Source organism: Sandarakinorhabdus limnophila DSM 17366, from assembly GCF_000420765.1.
Classification (GTDB): domain Bacteria; phylum Pseudomonadota; class Alphaproteobacteria; order Sphingomonadales; family Sphingomonadaceae; genus Sandarakinorhabdus; species Sandarakinorhabdus limnophila.
In genome coordinates this window covers 293,362-307,606 of the sequence record NZ_ATVO01000004.1, presented here as the reverse complement: position 1 = coordinate 307,606, position 14,245 = coordinate 293,362, and the positions used below count along the sequence as shown (strand labels likewise).

Genomic DNA, 14,245 nt, shown 5'->3' with positions numbered 1-14,245 from the left:
ATGCGGGCACTGATCCTCATCCCCCTTCTGGCCACCGCCTCGCCGGTTATCGCCAAGCCGTTCGGCAAATGGTTTGACTGTTATGCCAAGGTCGCCCCGCCGGCCGAGCGTCTCCCCGCCGAAGCGGAAGCCGGCGCGGTTGATCCGAACGCCGTCCCGCTGGATGGCCGGCGCGTGCCCGGCATGGGCGGGCCGCAGACGTGGGACCCGGTGGTGCAGGCCAACCAGGGCGCGGTCGCCTGGCCCAAACAGGGGGACTTCCCCACCGATCACCTGCCGGTGCCCGATCGCTGGCGCCTGGTCGAAACGCTGGGATTGGTGAAATCCAACTGGAAAGACCCGTACAACCAGAACACGCTCAAGGGCGACCGGCCGGTCTGCGGCACCCATGATCTGTTCGTGCAGCTGACAGCGATTTCCGACACGCTGGCCGAGCCGCGCAGCTTTCCCACCCCGGTCGGCGTGCAGACCACCGAGCGGCCGGGCAGCAACGATACCTTTGGCCGCCAATACAGCGAAGTGTTTGCGCAGACCTTCATCTTGGGCGCGGCGCTGACCAAGGGCAGCACCGCCTTCAAGCCGCCGGAATATGAGCTGCGCGCCGCCATCGCCTTCAACATGAACCATGTCGACGTGACGGAACGCCGGGTGCTTTCCGTGCTGCCGTCGAAGCGCAGTCTGCGCACCGATGCGTTCGTGGGCGTGCAGGAATTGTTCCTCGATTATCACCTGCGTAACACGTCGGATCGGTATGATTTCGACTCGCTGCGCATCGGCATTCAGCCGTTCTCCAGCGATTTCCGCGGCTTCCTGTTCCAGGACAACCAGCTCGGCCTTCGTCTGTTCGGCAACCGCGACAACAACCGCTTCCAGTACAACCTCGCGGCCTTCTGGCGGCTCGAGAAGGATTCGAACTCCGGCCTCAACGCCGTCCTGCGCAGCCCGCGCAACGATTTCGTGGTCGTCGCCAATCTCTACCGCCAGGATCTGCCGGTGCCCGGCATGACCACCCAGGTCAGTGTGATGTGGAATGCCAACCGCGAACGCAATGATGTGCAGGTCGATACCAACGGCTTCCCGGTGCGGCCTTCGTTGCTCGGCACCTTGCGCGGCCGCAGCTATGATGTCGTGTATCTCAGCTACAACGCCGATGGCCATATCGGCCGGTTGAACATGACCTTCAGCGGCACCTATGCCGCAGGCACCAACCGCAACAACATCTTCACCGATCGGCGCGCCAAGATCAGCAGCTGGTTTGCCGCGTTCGAGCCCAGCTATGACCGTGGTTGGGTGCGGGTGCGCGGTTCGGCCCTGTTCGCCAGCGGCGATTCCAATCCGTTCGACGATACCGACAGCGGCTATTCGGCGATCTTTGAAAACCCGCAGTTTGCTGGTTCCGACACCAGTTACTGGATCCGCCAGACCATTCCCTTTGCCGGCGGCGGCCGTGTCATCTCGGTCAACAGCCGCAACGGCATCCTGAACGATCTGCGATCGTCCAAGGAACAGGGCCAGGCCAATTTCACCAACCCCGGCACCATGTTGCTGGGCGCCGGTGCGGATTTCGATGTGCTGCCCGAGCTGCGGGTGAGCGGCAATCTCAACCATCTGTGGTTTGCCACCACCGCCACGCTGCAGGCGCTGCGCGTGGAAGGCACCATTCCCAAGGATATCGGCTGGGATCTGTCGGCAGCGGCCACCTACCGCCCGCATTTCAACCAGAATCTCGTGTTCCGCCTGTCGGGCGCGCTGCTGAAGCCCGGCGATGGTTTCCGCGATCTCTTCACCAACGCACCCCGCACCGGGTCTTATTATTCGGTGCTGTTCAACGCTGTTCTGGCTTATTGACATGCTGAAGCGCCTGCTCCTCCTTTTGATGGTGCCGCTGGTCGGCATGGCCTTCGCGTCCGAAGGCGAAAAGCCGGTGGCGCGGGATTACACCCGTGTCCATGCCGGGCCGGCGCCGAAATGGCAGACGGCGGAACTGGCCGCTGCCAAATCCGCCGGCTGCATCAGCTGCCACACCGCCAGCGATGAAGCGACGATGCACGCGCCCAAATCGGTCGTGCTGGGCTGCACCGATTGCCATGGCGGCGATGCGAAGATCGTCGCGCCGGGCGGGTTGGCAGCGACCGACGCCAATTACATTAAACTGCGCGATGATGCCCACGTGCTGCCGATGTTCCCGGAAAGCTGGCACTTCCCGTCGTCGGCCAACCCCAAGCGCAGCTATACCCTGCTGAACCGCGAATCCCCGGAGTTTGTACGTTTCGTCAACCCGTCGGACTATCGCGCCGCGCGTGATGCCTGCGGTTCCTGCCACCTTGAAATCATCGAGCGGGCCGAGAGCAGCCTGATGGCCACCGGTGCCATGCTGTTCGGCGGCGCGGCCTATAACAACGGCATCCTGCCCTACAAGAATACTGTGCTGGGCGAAGTGTACACCCGCCCCGGCCAGGCCAAAGCCATGCTGGGTGCGTGGAACGGCGATGCGTCGGGCCACGGTGAAGTCGGGCTGAAGCACGAGGAAGGCCATGGCGCTGCGACGGGTCACGGCGAGAAGGCAGGCCATGGCGGCGGCGCTCATCACGATAACAGCCTGCCGGGCTTTATGTTCAGCCCCGGTACGGGCGGGCGCAAGGTGGGCGAATTGTCTGACGCGGAAAGGGCGCGCGGCGCGCTGCCGTTCCTCGCCCCGCTGCCGGCGTGGCAGGTGATGCCGCCCGGCGATATCTTCCGCGTGTTCGAACGCGGCGGCCGCAACATCAATCCCATCTTCCCGGAAATCGGCCTGCCCAACTCACTGGGCTCCATCCAGCGTCTGGAAGAGCCTGGCCGCCCCGATATCCGCCAGTCCAACCGTGGCCCCGGCACCGGCCTGCGCATCTCGGTGCCAGTGATCAATATCCACAAGACCCGCCTGAACGATCCCTTCACCTGGTTCATGGGCACCAATGATCAGCCCGGCGATTATCGCACCTCGGGCTGCGGTTCTTGCCACATTGTTTATGCCAATGATCGCGAAGTGCGGCATTCATCGGTGTATGCTGCGGCCGGCCGTGACGGGCAGACCCAAACCGCCGATCCAACGATCTCGAAAACGGAAAGCGGTCACCCGATCAAGCACGCCTTTACCCGCGCCATGCCGTCCAGCCTGTGCATGAATTGCCACATGCACCAGCCCAACATGTTCGTGAACACCTACTATGGCTACACGATGTGGGATTATGAAAGCGACGCGCCGCGCATGTGGCCGGGCAAGGAAAATCCGTATCCCAAGCCGCCAGGCATGAGCGAAGCCGAGTATCAACGCCTGTTCAAGCAGCAGCGTTACCCCACGGCCGCAGAAGTGCGCACCACCAACGAGCGCAACCCCGAAGCCGCAGCGGCGCGCGGCGCCTGGTCTGATCTGGATTTCCTGCGGACGGTGAACGACCGCAATGACCAGATGAAGGATACCCAATTCGCCGATTATCACGGCCACGGCTGGAATTTCCGCGCCGTGTACAAGCGCGATCGCGAAGGCAATCTGCTCGATGCCGGCGGCAACATGGCGAGCTATGGCACCGATACCGCGCACATCGTCGATCCGAATGATCCGGAAAAGTTCCGGAAGGCCGGCCAGCCGCAATTCGTGCAACCTGCCGCCACCCCTGGCCCCGGCCAGCCCGGCAAGGCAGTGCACCTGATGGATATCCACACCGAAGTGGGCATGCAGTGCGCCGATTGCCACTTTACCCAGGATGGCCACGGCAACGGCATGATCCATGGCGAAGTTGCCAACAGCGTGGAGATCGGCTGCAAGGATTGTCATGGCACCGCCGATGCCTATCCGACGGTGCGAACCTCCAACTTGGCCGCACCGCCGCCAGGCAGCAATCTGATCGCGGTGCGCAACCCCGATGGCCGGCTGCGCTTTGAATGGAGCCAGGATGCCGCCGGCCGCCGCGTGCTGCTGCAACGGTCGTCCAGCGATCCCAAGCTGGTCTGGCGGGTGAAGCTGGTGAAGGACAGCGTCAACCGCGATCACCCCGATTTCAACGCCAAGGCAGCGCGCGCCAAGCTGGTGGGCACGCTGGCCAGCACGGGTGGCAAGATGAATTTCGGTCCTGGTGTGGGTGAACGCGCGCACAAGGACGACAACATGGCCTGCTTTGCCTGCCATACCAGCTGGACCACCAGCTGCGGCGGCTGCCACTTGCCGATCGAGGCGAACTGGAAGACCAAGACCCACAAATACGAGGAGCAGGAAACCCGCAACTTCGCGACCTACAATCCACAGGTCGCACGCGATGAGATCTTCCAGCTCGGCCGTCACCAGACCACGAAGGGCGGCATCATCACGCCGATCCGTTCAAGTTCGGCGCTGATCCTGACCAGCACCAACATCAACCGCGAGCGCATCTATGTGCAGCAACCGCCGATTTCTGCGTCGGGCTTCTCGTCCCAGGCCTTTGCGCCGCACTACCCACACACGGTGCGCACCCAGGAAACCAAGACCTGCACCGATTGCCATGTGAGCGACGAGGACGACAACAACGCCATCCTGGCGCAGCTGACCCTGCAGGGCACCAACTTCATCAACTTCGTCGGCATGCACGCCTTTTTCGGCCTGGATCGCGCTGTCGAAGCGGTGCGGGTGACCGAGTTTGGCGAACCGCAGGCGGTGTTCGGTTCCTATCTGCACCGCTATGCCTATCCCGATTTCTGGAAGCTGCATGTCGAACAGAACAAGCGCGAGCTGATCAACTGGACCCGCGGCCGCATCTTCGACAAGAAGCTTTCCGGCGAGACCAACCCGACCGAGGAAATCCGCAACATCACGCAAGGCGCCAGCGGCGAAGTGCGCTGTATCCAGAACCGCGGCGAATATCTCTATGTTGCCGAAGGCAAGGGCGGCTTTGTCGCCTATGATATCGCCAATCTGTCGAACAAGGGTGTTTCCGAACGCATCGTCAAATCGCCGTTCTCGGCGCTGGGCCACGATGCGCAGGTGAAGACGGCCAACGCCACCTGCATGGCGATCGCCACCAACCAGCCGATCGCCGTGCCGCGCAACGACAAGATCGTGGGTGAGCAGGACGCTCGCGCCGCCGGCAAGCCGCTGGCCGATCCGCTCGCCGGCTACAACCAGGAGCAGAAGATGCACGAGATCTACCGCTATGCGGTGGTGACCGATGCGGTTGAAGGCCTGGTGATGGTGAATGTCGACACGCTCACCGACGGCGAACCACGCAACAACTTCCTGAAGCGCACGGTGCTCGTGGGCGGCAAGACGGCGTGGAATCCGGACGGCGTGCTGAATGGCGCCCGCCACGTCACGTTGGCTGGCTACATGGCCTATATCACCACGCCGCGCGGCGTGGTGGTGGTGAACCTCGACAATCCCAAGGCACCCAAGCTTGCGGCTGCCCTACCGTTGAACGACGCGCGGGCCAGCGCAGTGCAGTTCCGTTACCTCTGGGTGACGACGGCGGCAGGCCTGGAAGTGTTCGACATCGCCGATCTGTCGCGGCCGGTGCATCACCCCGAGGCAACGCTGCCGATTGCCGATGCGCGCAAATTCTATCTGGCCCGCACCTATGCCTATGTCGCCGCCAAGGGCGAAGGCTTGGTGATCGTCGACATCAAGAAACCGCTGGCACCAAAGCTTTACCAGCGCTTCACGGCGGGCGGCACGTTGAACGATGCGGAGGATGTGGTGGTTGCCACCACCAACGCGACCCTGTTCGCCTATGTTGCCGACGGGAAGAACGGCGTGAAGGTGCTGCAATTGACCAGCCCAATCAGCCAGCCCAACTTCTATGGCTTCTCACCCAAGCCGATGCCGGAACTGATCAGCTTCGCCCGCACTGCCAGCCCGGCGCTGTCGGTGGCCAAGGGGCTGGACCGTGATCGCGCGGTGGACGAGACCGGCAGCCAGATCGCTATCCTCGGCCGCCTCGGCTCACGCCCGTTCAACCGGAAGGAAACGGAGCATTTCTTCATCGGTGAGAATGGCCAGCCCTATCGGGTGAACGACCGGGTGGACATGGGGGCCTGGTCACCGCTGCGCAAGTAATGCGGTGACCCGACCGTAATGCACAAGTCATGCTGGCCTGCGCCAGCATGACGGTGTGGGCTTACGGCGCGACCAGCGGGAAATCCGGTTTCGGCGGCTGGAACAAGCCCATGAAGCGTTGCAGCACGGCCAGATCACCCTTGATGCTGAGCTGCCCCGCCGCGATCAGATCGGGCGCTTTCACCGCGCCGCCGATCAACCCGATCAGCGCCCGTCGCGGCACCACCAGTGTGGCCTGTGCTGGATCGGTGACGCCCTTTTCGTGCAGCATCACGCCATTGCCGATGCTGACGAGATGGCGCTCCTTGGCATCGGCAATTTCGAACGCGATGGTCATGGGGGCGATGGCCCGCTCGGGCACCAGCCGAACGCTCATGCTGTCCAGCAGCATCGATACGGTCAGATTGGCAGCGATGCCGGCCGCGCTGGCCGGCTCGCTGGGCTTGATGCCCTGTTCCAGTTCCTGCGCACCGGTCAGATAGAAATTGCGCCACGGCGCCGCCTCGGCGCGCCACGCCAGCTGGCGATAGACGCCGGCCAGCGCCGCCTTGGCACCCGGCGTGTCGGGCGCCGCGCGCACCAGTGTGGAGAGCAGGGTGGCGGCCCAGCGGTCATCGCCCTGGGCGGCGGCGGCCTTGCCGGCAGCCAGCGCCTTCTTGGGCCCGCCCATCTGCTTGATCAGGCGCGGCGCAAGGTCAGCGCGCGGCAGCGGATCGAGCGTGGCCGGATCGCCGTCGAACGCACCCAGATAACGCTGATAGACGGCGCGGGCGTTGAACTTCAGGCTGCCGTAATTGGGCCGGTTGAACCACGCCTTGGCCAGCGGTTCGGGCAGCTTGATGGCCTCGCCGATCTCCACCGCGTTGAGCCCAGTGTTCATTAGTCGCACGCTTTCATTGTGGACGAAGGCATAGGCCTGGGCATGGCGCAGCAGATAGTCGCCGATATGGTCCTTGCCCCAGCGCGGCCAGAAATGGCTGGTGAACAGCACGTCCGCCTCGCCGCCCCAGCGCCGCCGCGCTTCCACCAGATAATCCGCCCAGCCCTTGGCATCGCGCACCAGCGCGCCGCGCGGCGTGAGCAGATTGTGCATCGATGCATTGGCATTTTCCGCGAGGCACAGCGCTTTCCAGGCCGGCAGATAGAGGTTCATTTCTGCTGGCGCTTCGGTGTTGGGGGTGAGCTGGAACTGGATTTCCACCCCATCGACGATGCGGTTGCTGCTGGCCGGCGTAATGCTGTCTGTCGGCGGGATCAGGCCGTAGGTGCCGGGCGTGTTGAACGACGATAGGCCGGAGGAGACATGGCCGGTGGTATTGTGCGGCAGGCTGGTGCCAAACATATAGACAGCGCGGCGCAGCATGGCGGGGCCGGCGATGACATTTTCCGACACGGCGTGTTCGAGGAAACCCTCTGGCGCGATGATCTGCACCTTGCCGGCCGCCACATCGGCCGGGTTCACCACACCCAGCACGCCGCCGAAATGATCGACATGGCTGTGGGTGTAGATGACCGCGACCACCGGCCGCTTGCCCAGTTTGTCAGTGACCAGCGCCATTGCGGCCTTGGCGGATTCGGCACCGGTGAGCGGATCAACGATGATCCAGCCGGTGGTACCGCGGATCACGGTCATGTTGGCCAGATCAAGCCCGCGCACTTGCCAGATGCCATCGGCCACCTGGAACAGGCCGTGTTTCGCCACCAGCGTCGCATTGCGCCACAGGCTGGGGTTCACCGTGGCCGGGGCCGGCCCTGTGAACTGGGCCTCATCGGCCAGATCGCGCAGCACGTCGCCCTTGGCATTGCGGATCTTGCCGTCGGGGATGGAGCCGAGAAAGCCGCGGCTGGCGAAATCGAAATCCTGTTCGTCGGCCCAATTGAGCGATGCTGCCAGCGCGGCATTATCGGCCTGCGCCTGTGGGCTGGCGGTTGGCGGTGCCTGCGCGGCGGCGGAGGCGAGAAGAAGGGCGATGAGGTGCGGTGTCATGGCTTCAGGCTAGGCCCGTGACACGGCAGCCTCAACTGTGAATTCGCACAATCAGGCTCTGGCTGGCGGTGGCCAGCAAGGTGCCATCCTGGGCAAACAGGTGCACGCGGCCATGGGCAAAGCCGGCGTGGACGGCGTGGATGCGGATATCGGCCAGCACCCATTCGGTGGGCACGAAATTCATGTAGCGGATGGTGTTGTCGAGGCTGTTGCCGCCGGCGTTCGCTCCCATCGCGTTGCCGACGCCCGAAGGCAGGAAATCCGCCATCACCGCCAGCACCAGCCGATCAATCGAGAGATCGCGATTGACCGGCCGTACCCATAGCCGACCAATGTCATCGGTTGCCGGCGGTGCCTTGCCCCGCTCGCGACCGAAACTGCCGGCGGCGACGCGTCGTTCCCACTGGCTGTTCATGTCGTCGGGATCGCGCTGCCAGCGGATGGTCATTTCGGGGCAGTCTTCCGGCGGCGGAACGGCCGGCATCTCTGCCCATTGGTGGTGCGGGCTGTCGGGCCGGCTGCCGAGCGCGGCGTTGACTGTGATGATCTCCTGATCGCCCGCCCGGGTGATGACACGGGCCTGGCTGTTATATTTGCCGGCCACCGGCACGATCACTTCCAGGTCAAGCGCCGTCCCCGGCCTTGCGTAGCTGAGATATTGCGCGGCGGCCCACACGGTCGGGCGACCGGTGAAATGCTCCACGGCCGACAAGGCACTGGCAAGGCCCACCCCGCCGAACATGAACAACCGGTCGGGCGGGCCGACGCACAGATTCTTCGGCACGGTGAAGCGGTAGTGGCCGGGGCGGTCAGTGGGTTCGACAGGGATGAAGGGGTGCAAGGCTCAACTCTCGATGAAGGCGCGGATGCGGGCGGTGAATTCCGGATCGGCGAAACGGGAAATCGGGGCGGGGGCGGTACCGGTGTCGGCGAGCAGCGCACTGGCGCGGGCTTTCAGATCGTCTGCATCGGCGGCGACATGCAGGCCGGGGCGGATGCCGACATGCTTGGCGGTGGCCAATTGGTGATCGGTGTTGTGTTCGCCCATCGCCTGCAGGCGCGCCAGCATCAGGATCGGTTTGCCGGCTTCGATGGCGCTGATGATCGATCCCATGCCGCAATGGGCGACGAACAGCGCGCAGCCAGCAACGCGGGCCTGGTAATCGGGCAGCGCCAGCTTGCGCACCCACTTGGCGTGGCGTGGCTCATATTCGCCCTTGCCGATCTGGATTTCGACCGGGATGCCCGGGTTGGCGGCGGCCCATTCGTCCATGGCGCGGGTCAGCCGGTCGAAGGGCATCATCGAACCCACCGAAACGAACACGCCGCTCACAGCACGCTGCCCCAGTGTTCGACCTTGTCGGCGGCGAGGTGGGGCCACTGGGTGACAACCTGGCTGCACACGCGGCCTGCCTGCCCGCCGCTGCCCGACAACACTTCGCTATTGGCGATGCTGTCCACCCACAGGCTCTTGCAGCCAAACGGGCGGGCCAGCGTGGCTGCGATCAGGCCGGGCAGCGCGCCGGTGGTGATGATCACCTGCGGGCGGACCTTCAGCAGGATGGCGGCGATATCCAGCGTCGCCGCCGGAATGCGCCACCAATCGGCGCGGGAGACATCGCGAAAGGTGAAGAAGGGCACATCACCCACCAGCGCGCGCGACGTGGAGCCAACCGTGGCGATGCTCACCGCGTGGCCTTCCCACGCGGGCGACAGGCGCATCAGCTGGATGAAATGCCCGCCTCCCGACGCAATCGCCAACACCCGTTTGGCCATGGGGTCAGGCCGCCACCGGCATCATCGCGTCCATCGCCAGCGTGTAGCTGCGCTTGCGATCTTCATGGCCGTGCAGGATGTTGACCAGCATCAGCTCGTCCGGCGCATATTCCTTGATCACTTGCTCAAGTCCGGCGCGGACGGTGGCGGGGCTACCGGCCACCACGCGCCGGTTGGCGAAGGCCTTGGCGACATCGGGCCGGTCCGCCAGCCAGGCCAGCGCGACCTCGGGCGGCGGCACGGAGATCGATTTGCCCATCAGCAGATGCGCGAACATCATGCGCGCCGGCGCGGCGAGGCGCAGGGCGGCTTCGTCCGTCTCTGCACACACGGTCCACACCGCCACCATAAGGCGCGATTTGTCGCCGGGATGACGAGGGATGAAGCGGTCGCGATATTGTGCCGCCAGTTCACCCAGCCGCGGCGCGATGAAATCAGCGAGGCAATAGGGCAGGCCCAGATCGGCGGCAAAAGCGACACTGTCGGGCGAGGAGCCGAGCACCCAGGGTTCCGGCACATGCGGCCGGCCAGGCAGGGTGGCGGCATAGGCGTGGAAGGGGTGATCATCGGGCAGCGAGTCTTCGAAATAGCCGATCAGCTCGGCCAGCTGCTGCGGGAATTGGTTAGGCGCATATTGGCGGCGATCCTGCTGCAGCGCCACCGCCGTGCGCTGGTCACTGCCCGGTGCGCGGCCCAGGCCCAGATCGATGCGGCCGGGATGCAGGCCGGAAAGCAGGCTGAACTGCTCCGCGACTTTCAGCGCCGAATAGTGCGGTAGCATCACCCCGCCGGAACCGACACGGATGCGCGACGTGGCGTTGGCGACGGCGCCGATCAATATTTCGGGCGCGCTGCCGGCCAGCGCCTGGCTGGCGTGATGTTCAGCCAGCCAGAAGCGCTGATAGCCAAGGGCTTCGCAGTGGCGGGCGAGATCGATGCTGTTGGCCAGCGCCTGCGCCGGGGTCACGCCTTCCGGAATCGGCGTCTGGTCAAGAACGGAGAGCGGGATCATTTCGTGCGCTCCGGCAACCGGGCCAGGATGGCGCGGCGTTCATCGTCGTTGGCGTGCGGCCAGCGGCTGATCTCGTCCATGGTGCGGCGGCAGCCTTCGCACCAGCCTGTCCGCCGATTGATCTGGCAGACGTTGGTGCAAGGCGACGCGACACTGCGCAGCTCGCTCATGACCGCAGCTTTCGTGCGGCTTTCAGCAGGTGATACAGCAGCAGGCCGGTGGGCCCGGCGAGGAAGGTGAGTGCCAAGCAGGGGAGCAGCAGCCAGTGTGGCAGCGCATCATCTTCGGCCTCCCAGCTTCCCACCCACAGATCGAAGACCAGATAATGCACCCAGCCGGCCAACAAAGCCTGCGGGGAAGACAGCAGCAGCCGCACCCCTTCCAGCGTGTCGAAGCCAGCGCCGGGCGGCGGGCCTTCACCCGCGAGGCCCGTCGCCAGCAGCGTGACATACAGGCCCGACAGCAGCACAGCGATCACCCGCGCCAGCAGCACCAGCTTTGCCCTGGCCAGCGGCGCGCAGGCAAGCGCGAGCCAGCCGGGCAACACGGCGGCGCTGGCAAGACTGAACAGGCTTTCGGGCGTCATCGCGGCGCACAATGGTGGCGGGCGCGGTGATGGTCAAGCGAGCGGCGCTGTGGCAGCATCTGACAAAACTGGGGAGGACTGACAATGAAGCGCCTGATGGGATTGGCCGGGATGGCCGTGCTGCTGGTGGCCGCCGCGCCGGCGGACCTGCTGAACGCGCCGGGCCGGCCCGACGCCATGGTAGCGCTGGATGCAGGCCGCAAACCGGCCGAGGTGCTTGCGCAGAGTCTGATCAAGCCGGGCGCCCGCGTCATGGATGTGATGGCCGGCCAGGGCTATTACACCGAACTCTTGGCGCGTCATGTCGGCCCCAAAGGCCGGGTGATCGCCATCGAGCCGGTGAACTACATGGAGGATCCCAAGACAGCGGAGGCCTGGGCCGCATTGCAGAAGCGCAACAGGAACGTGGAGCTGGTTGTGGGCGCGCCGGGCGAAGCCGCCATGCCGGACAAGCTCGACGCCGCCTTTTATCACCTGACCTATCATGATCTTTATTGGCAGAGCGAGAAGTTCAAATATCCGCGCACCGATGTCGATGCCTACAACGCCCGACTGTTCCAGGCGCTGAAGCCCGGCGGCGTGGTGCTGATCATCGATCATTATGGTGTGCCCGGCATGGACAGCCGCGCCCAGGCCGACAAGACTCACCGCATCGACGCCGACGTGGTGAAGGCCGACATGGCCCGCGCGGGCTTCCGCTTTGCCGGCAGTGTGCCGATCCTGGAAATGGCGGGCGATGATCCCGCCAAGCTGGTGTTTGATCCCAGCCTGCGCGGCAAGACCAACCGCTTCTACTATCGCTTCGTGAAACCCTGACCGGACGGCCTTGAGCCCATGGCTCTGAGCAGTGACAGCGATATCGAACGCCTGGCGCTGGCGATGATCGCCTGTACCTTGCCCAAGGCGGAATGGACCCATGAAGGCCATTTCGCCGCCGCGTTGTGGCTGCTGCGGCACCGGGCGCATTTGGCGACGCCCCATGCAATGCGCGGGCTGATCTTGCGCTACAACGATGCCACCAACACGCCCAACACCGATACCAGCGGCTATCACCACAGCATCACCGTCGCTTCGTTGCGGGCAGCGGCGCATCAACTGCGTCACCATGCGCCCGATGAGCCGCTGCACGAAGTGCTGGCAGCGCTGATGTCATCACCGCAGGGCCGATCAGACTGGTTGCTGGCGCATTGGCAGCGCGAAACGCTGTTCAGCGCAGCGGCTCGGCGCGACTGGGTGCCGCCTGATCGTGCACCTTTGCCGTTCTAGCGCGGCCAACAACGAAAGCGGGTGCAAGGGCTCAGCCCCTGCCCGCCGGAGGCCTCTTTTCCCTTCAGGACGCCGGCAGCGCCGCCGTTACCTCGATCTCGATCTTCATCACCGGATCGAGCAGATCGGCGAAGATCACCGTGCTCGCCGGCGGGTGAGCGCCGAAGGCGGCACGCAGTTGCGGCCAGCAGGGTTCGAAATCAGCGCGGTCGGCCAGATAATAGGTCACGCGCACGACGTGGGCGAAATCCGTGCCCGCCGTTGCCAGCGCGCGGCCGATGATGGTGAGGGCGTTGGCGCATTGGCTTTCGACGTCGACCGGCAATTCCCCCGTGTCCGGATTGCGGCCGACGGTGCCGGAAACGAACACGAAGGGCGGCGCGACCACGGCGCGGCAGTAACCGACCAGCGCCTCCCACGGCGCGCCACTGGCAATCCGGGTGATGGTCATGTCAGTTGCGGGAACGACCGCCGCCGCCGCTGCGCACGCTGGCCAGCGTGGCGCTGTTGACGCCGGTGTCGCCCAGCGCGGTAATGGCGCTGGTCACGTCCACGGCCTGAACGGCGCGGGTGGGCTGCTCTACAGCACCGTCCATGGCGGCGACGTCGCCGGCAAGGCTGTCCATCACGGCATCGGGCAGATCATCGGGCTCGGCAAAGCGGCTGGCCACGGTGAAAGGGAGCCCGCGCTGGCGCGATTCCAGCACATCGAAACCGATGTTGAGCAGTTCCTGCATGTTGTTGTCACGCCCCAGCCGGCTGGGGCCGCCCAGCACCACGGCGATCAGGCGGCGTTCCCCGCGCACGGCCGAAGCCGCCAGGGTGAAGCCGGCGGCGTTGGTGAAACCGGTCTTGATGCCGTCAACGCCGGGCATGGTGCGCAGCAGATGGTTGTGATTGGCCACCGCCATGCCGCGATATTGGTAATGTGCCTTGGAAAACAGCGGATACTGGGTGGGAAAATCGCGCAGCATGGCGCGCGACAGCACGGCGATATCGCGCGCTGTCGTGGTGTGATCGGCGTGGGGCAGGCCCGATGCGTTGTAGAAACGCGTATTCATCATGCCGAGCCGGCGGGCCGTCGCCGTCATCCGCTCGGCAAAAGCGGCTTCGCTGCCGCTGATATGTTCGGCCAGCGCGACCGAAATATCATTGGCGCTTTTTGTGGCGATCACGCCGAAGGCATCGCGCACGCTGATCGTAGCGCCAACGCGCAGGCCCAGTTTCGATGGCGCCTGGCCCCAGGCGCGGCGCGAGATGCGGAGTTCGTCGTCCAGCTTCAGCCGGCCGGCGGCCACTTCCTCGAACGCAACATAGAGCGTCATCACCTTGGTGATGGAGGCCGGATAGCGGATTTCGTCGGCACGGCGGGCATACAGAACTTCGCCGGTGCTGTTGTCGATCAGGATGGCGGCATAGCGGGGCGCGGAATAAAGGCTGGCTGCAAAGGCAGATGGCGCCGCAAGCGCCAAAAGAGTCAGAAGTGTTCGTGCCAGAGCCTTGATCAGCAAAGCGAAGTTTCCTCTCCTGCCCAGAAATCAAGATTAACCTGATTGG

The 14,245-nt window shown here is 64.7% G+C and carries 13 protein-coding genes; 4 read left to right on the top strand and 9 right to left on the bottom strand.

Annotated features, from left to right (window positions below; translation table 11 throughout):
* Positions 1-1,848: a hypothetical protein gene (locus G566_RS0104670; RefSeq protein WP_040605386.1), complete on the top strand. Its 1,848-nt coding sequence runs from the start codon at positions 1-3 to the stop codon at positions 1,846-1,848.
* 1 nt (position 1,849) lies between these two features.
* A complete protein-coding gene (locus G566_RS0104665) occupies positions 1,850-6,061 on the top strand; it encodes a multiheme c-type cytochrome (RefSeq protein WP_022679514.1) in 4,212 nt (1,403 codons plus the stop codon).
* Positions 6,062-6,122: 61 nt separating this feature from the next.
* Here the strand turns inward: G566_RS0104665 and G566_RS0104660 are convergent, their stop codons facing one another.
* From G566_RS0104660 to G566_RS0104630, 7 genes are read right to left on the bottom strand one after another with little or no spacing between them, the layout of a single operon-like run.
* A complete protein-coding gene (locus tag G566_RS0104660) occupies positions 6,123-8,048 on the bottom strand; it encodes an alkyl/aryl-sulfatase (protein WP_022679513.1) in 1,926 nt (641 codons plus the stop codon).
* 31 nt (positions 8,049-8,079) lie between these two features.
* Positions 8,080-8,889 (bottom strand): acyl-CoA thioesterase, encoded by an 810-nt coding sequence (locus G566_RS13515; RefSeq protein ID WP_022679512.1) that lies wholly within the window; start codon positions 8,887-8,889, stop codon positions 8,080-8,082.
* A 3-nt stretch (positions 8,890-8,892) separates the two neighbouring features.
* Complete coding sequence (locus tag G566_RS13510) at positions 8,893-9,381, bottom strand: glycosyltransferase (protein ID WP_022679511.1); 489 nt, start codon at positions 9,379-9,381, stop codon at positions 8,893-8,895.
* Positions 9,378-9,824, bottom strand: a complete 447-nt coding sequence (locus tag G566_RS0104645) for an oligosaccharide biosynthesis protein Alg14 (RefSeq protein WP_022679510.1) — start codon at positions 9,822-9,824, stop codon at positions 9,378-9,380. The genes G566_RS13510 and G566_RS0104645 overlap by 4 nt, the downstream gene beginning before the upstream one ends.
* A gap of 4 nt (positions 9,825-9,828) precedes the next feature.
* Complete coding sequence (locus G566_RS0104640) at positions 9,829-10,836, bottom strand: LLM class flavin-dependent oxidoreductase (RefSeq protein WP_022679509.1); 1,008 nt, start codon at positions 10,834-10,836, stop codon at positions 9,829-9,831.
* Entirely contained in the window at positions 10,833-11,006 is a 174-nt protein-coding gene (locus tag G566_RS15005; protein ID WP_022679508.1) for a DUF1289 domain-containing protein, read from the bottom strand. Before G566_RS15005 ends, G566_RS0104640 begins: the two co-directional genes overlap by 4 nt.
* A complete protein-coding gene (locus G566_RS0104630) occupies positions 11,003-11,422 on the bottom strand; it encodes an ABA4-like family protein (protein WP_022679507.1) in 420 nt (139 codons plus the stop codon). Before G566_RS0104630 ends, G566_RS15005 begins: the two co-directional genes overlap by 4 nt.
* An 84-nt stretch (positions 11,423-11,506) precedes the next feature.
* On the opposite strand from G566_RS0104630, the gene G566_RS0104625 reads away from it, so the two are divergent.
* Together G566_RS0104625 and G566_RS0104620 are read left to right on the top strand one after the other, a co-directional pair.
* Positions 11,507-12,238 carry a class I SAM-dependent methyltransferase gene (locus tag G566_RS0104625; protein ID WP_022679506.1) on the top strand — a complete coding sequence of 244 codons (732 nt, stop codon included), beginning with the start codon at positions 11,507-11,509 and terminating at the stop codon, positions 12,236-12,238.
* 18 nt (positions 12,239-12,256) lie between these two features.
* Positions 12,257-12,688, top strand: a complete 432-nt coding sequence (locus G566_RS0104620) for a hypothetical protein (protein WP_022679505.1) — start codon at positions 12,257-12,259, stop codon at positions 12,686-12,688.
* A gap of 64 nt (positions 12,689-12,752) precedes the next feature.
* Here the strand turns inward: G566_RS0104620 and G566_RS0104615 are convergent, their stop codons facing one another.
* Both G566_RS0104615 and G566_RS13505 read right to left on the bottom strand, forming a co-directional pair.
* Entirely contained in the window at positions 12,753-13,139 is a 387-nt protein-coding gene (locus G566_RS0104615; protein ID WP_022679504.1) for a RidA family protein, read from the bottom strand.
* 1 nt (position 13,140) lies between these two features.
* Positions 13,141-14,199: a D-alanyl-D-alanine carboxypeptidase family protein gene (locus tag G566_RS13505; RefSeq protein ID WP_022679503.1), complete on the bottom strand. Its 1,059-nt coding sequence runs from the start codon at positions 14,197-14,199 to the stop codon at positions 13,141-13,143.
* Between the last annotated feature and the right edge of the window lie 46 nt (positions 14,200-14,245).

Bases quoted from the DNA above. Each gene is read 5' to 3' on its own strand.
- G566_RS0104670 (WP_040605386.1), top strand. From the start codon at position 1: ATGCGGGCACTGATCCTCATCCCCCTTCTGGCCACCGCCTCGCCGGTT.
- G566_RS0104665 (WP_022679514.1), top strand. From the start codon at position 1,850: ATGCTGAAGCGCCTGCTCCTCCTTTTGATGGTGCCGCTGGTCGGCATG.
- G566_RS0104660 (WP_022679513.1), bottom strand. From the start codon at position 8,048: ATGACACCGCACCTCATCGCCCTTCTTCTCGCCTCCGCCGCCGCGCAG.
- G566_RS0104645 (WP_022679510.1), bottom strand. From the start codon at position 9,824: ATGGCCAAACGGGTGTTGGCGATTGCGTCGGGAGGCGGGCATTTCATC.
- G566_RS0104640 (WP_022679509.1), bottom strand. From the start codon at position 10,836: ATGATCCCGCTCTCCGTTCTTGACCAGACGCCGATTCCGGAAGGCGTG.
- G566_RS15005 (WP_022679508.1), bottom strand. From the start codon at position 11,006: ATGAGCGAGCTGCGCAGTGTCGCGTCGCCTTGCACCAACGTCTGCCAG.
- G566_RS0104630 (WP_022679507.1), bottom strand. From the start codon at position 11,422: ATGACGCCCGAAAGCCTGTTCAGTCTTGCCAGCGCCGCCGTGTTGCCC.
- G566_RS0104625 (WP_022679506.1), top strand. From the start codon at position 11,507: ATGAAGCGCCTGATGGGATTGGCCGGGATGGCCGTGCTGCTGGTGGCC.
- G566_RS0104620 (WP_022679505.1), top strand. From the start codon at position 12,257: ATGGCTCTGAGCAGTGACAGCGATATCGAACGCCTGGCGCTGGCGATG.
- G566_RS0104615 (WP_022679504.1), bottom strand. From the start codon at position 13,139: ATGACCATCACCCGGATTGCCAGTGGCGCGCCGTGGGAGGCGCTGGTC.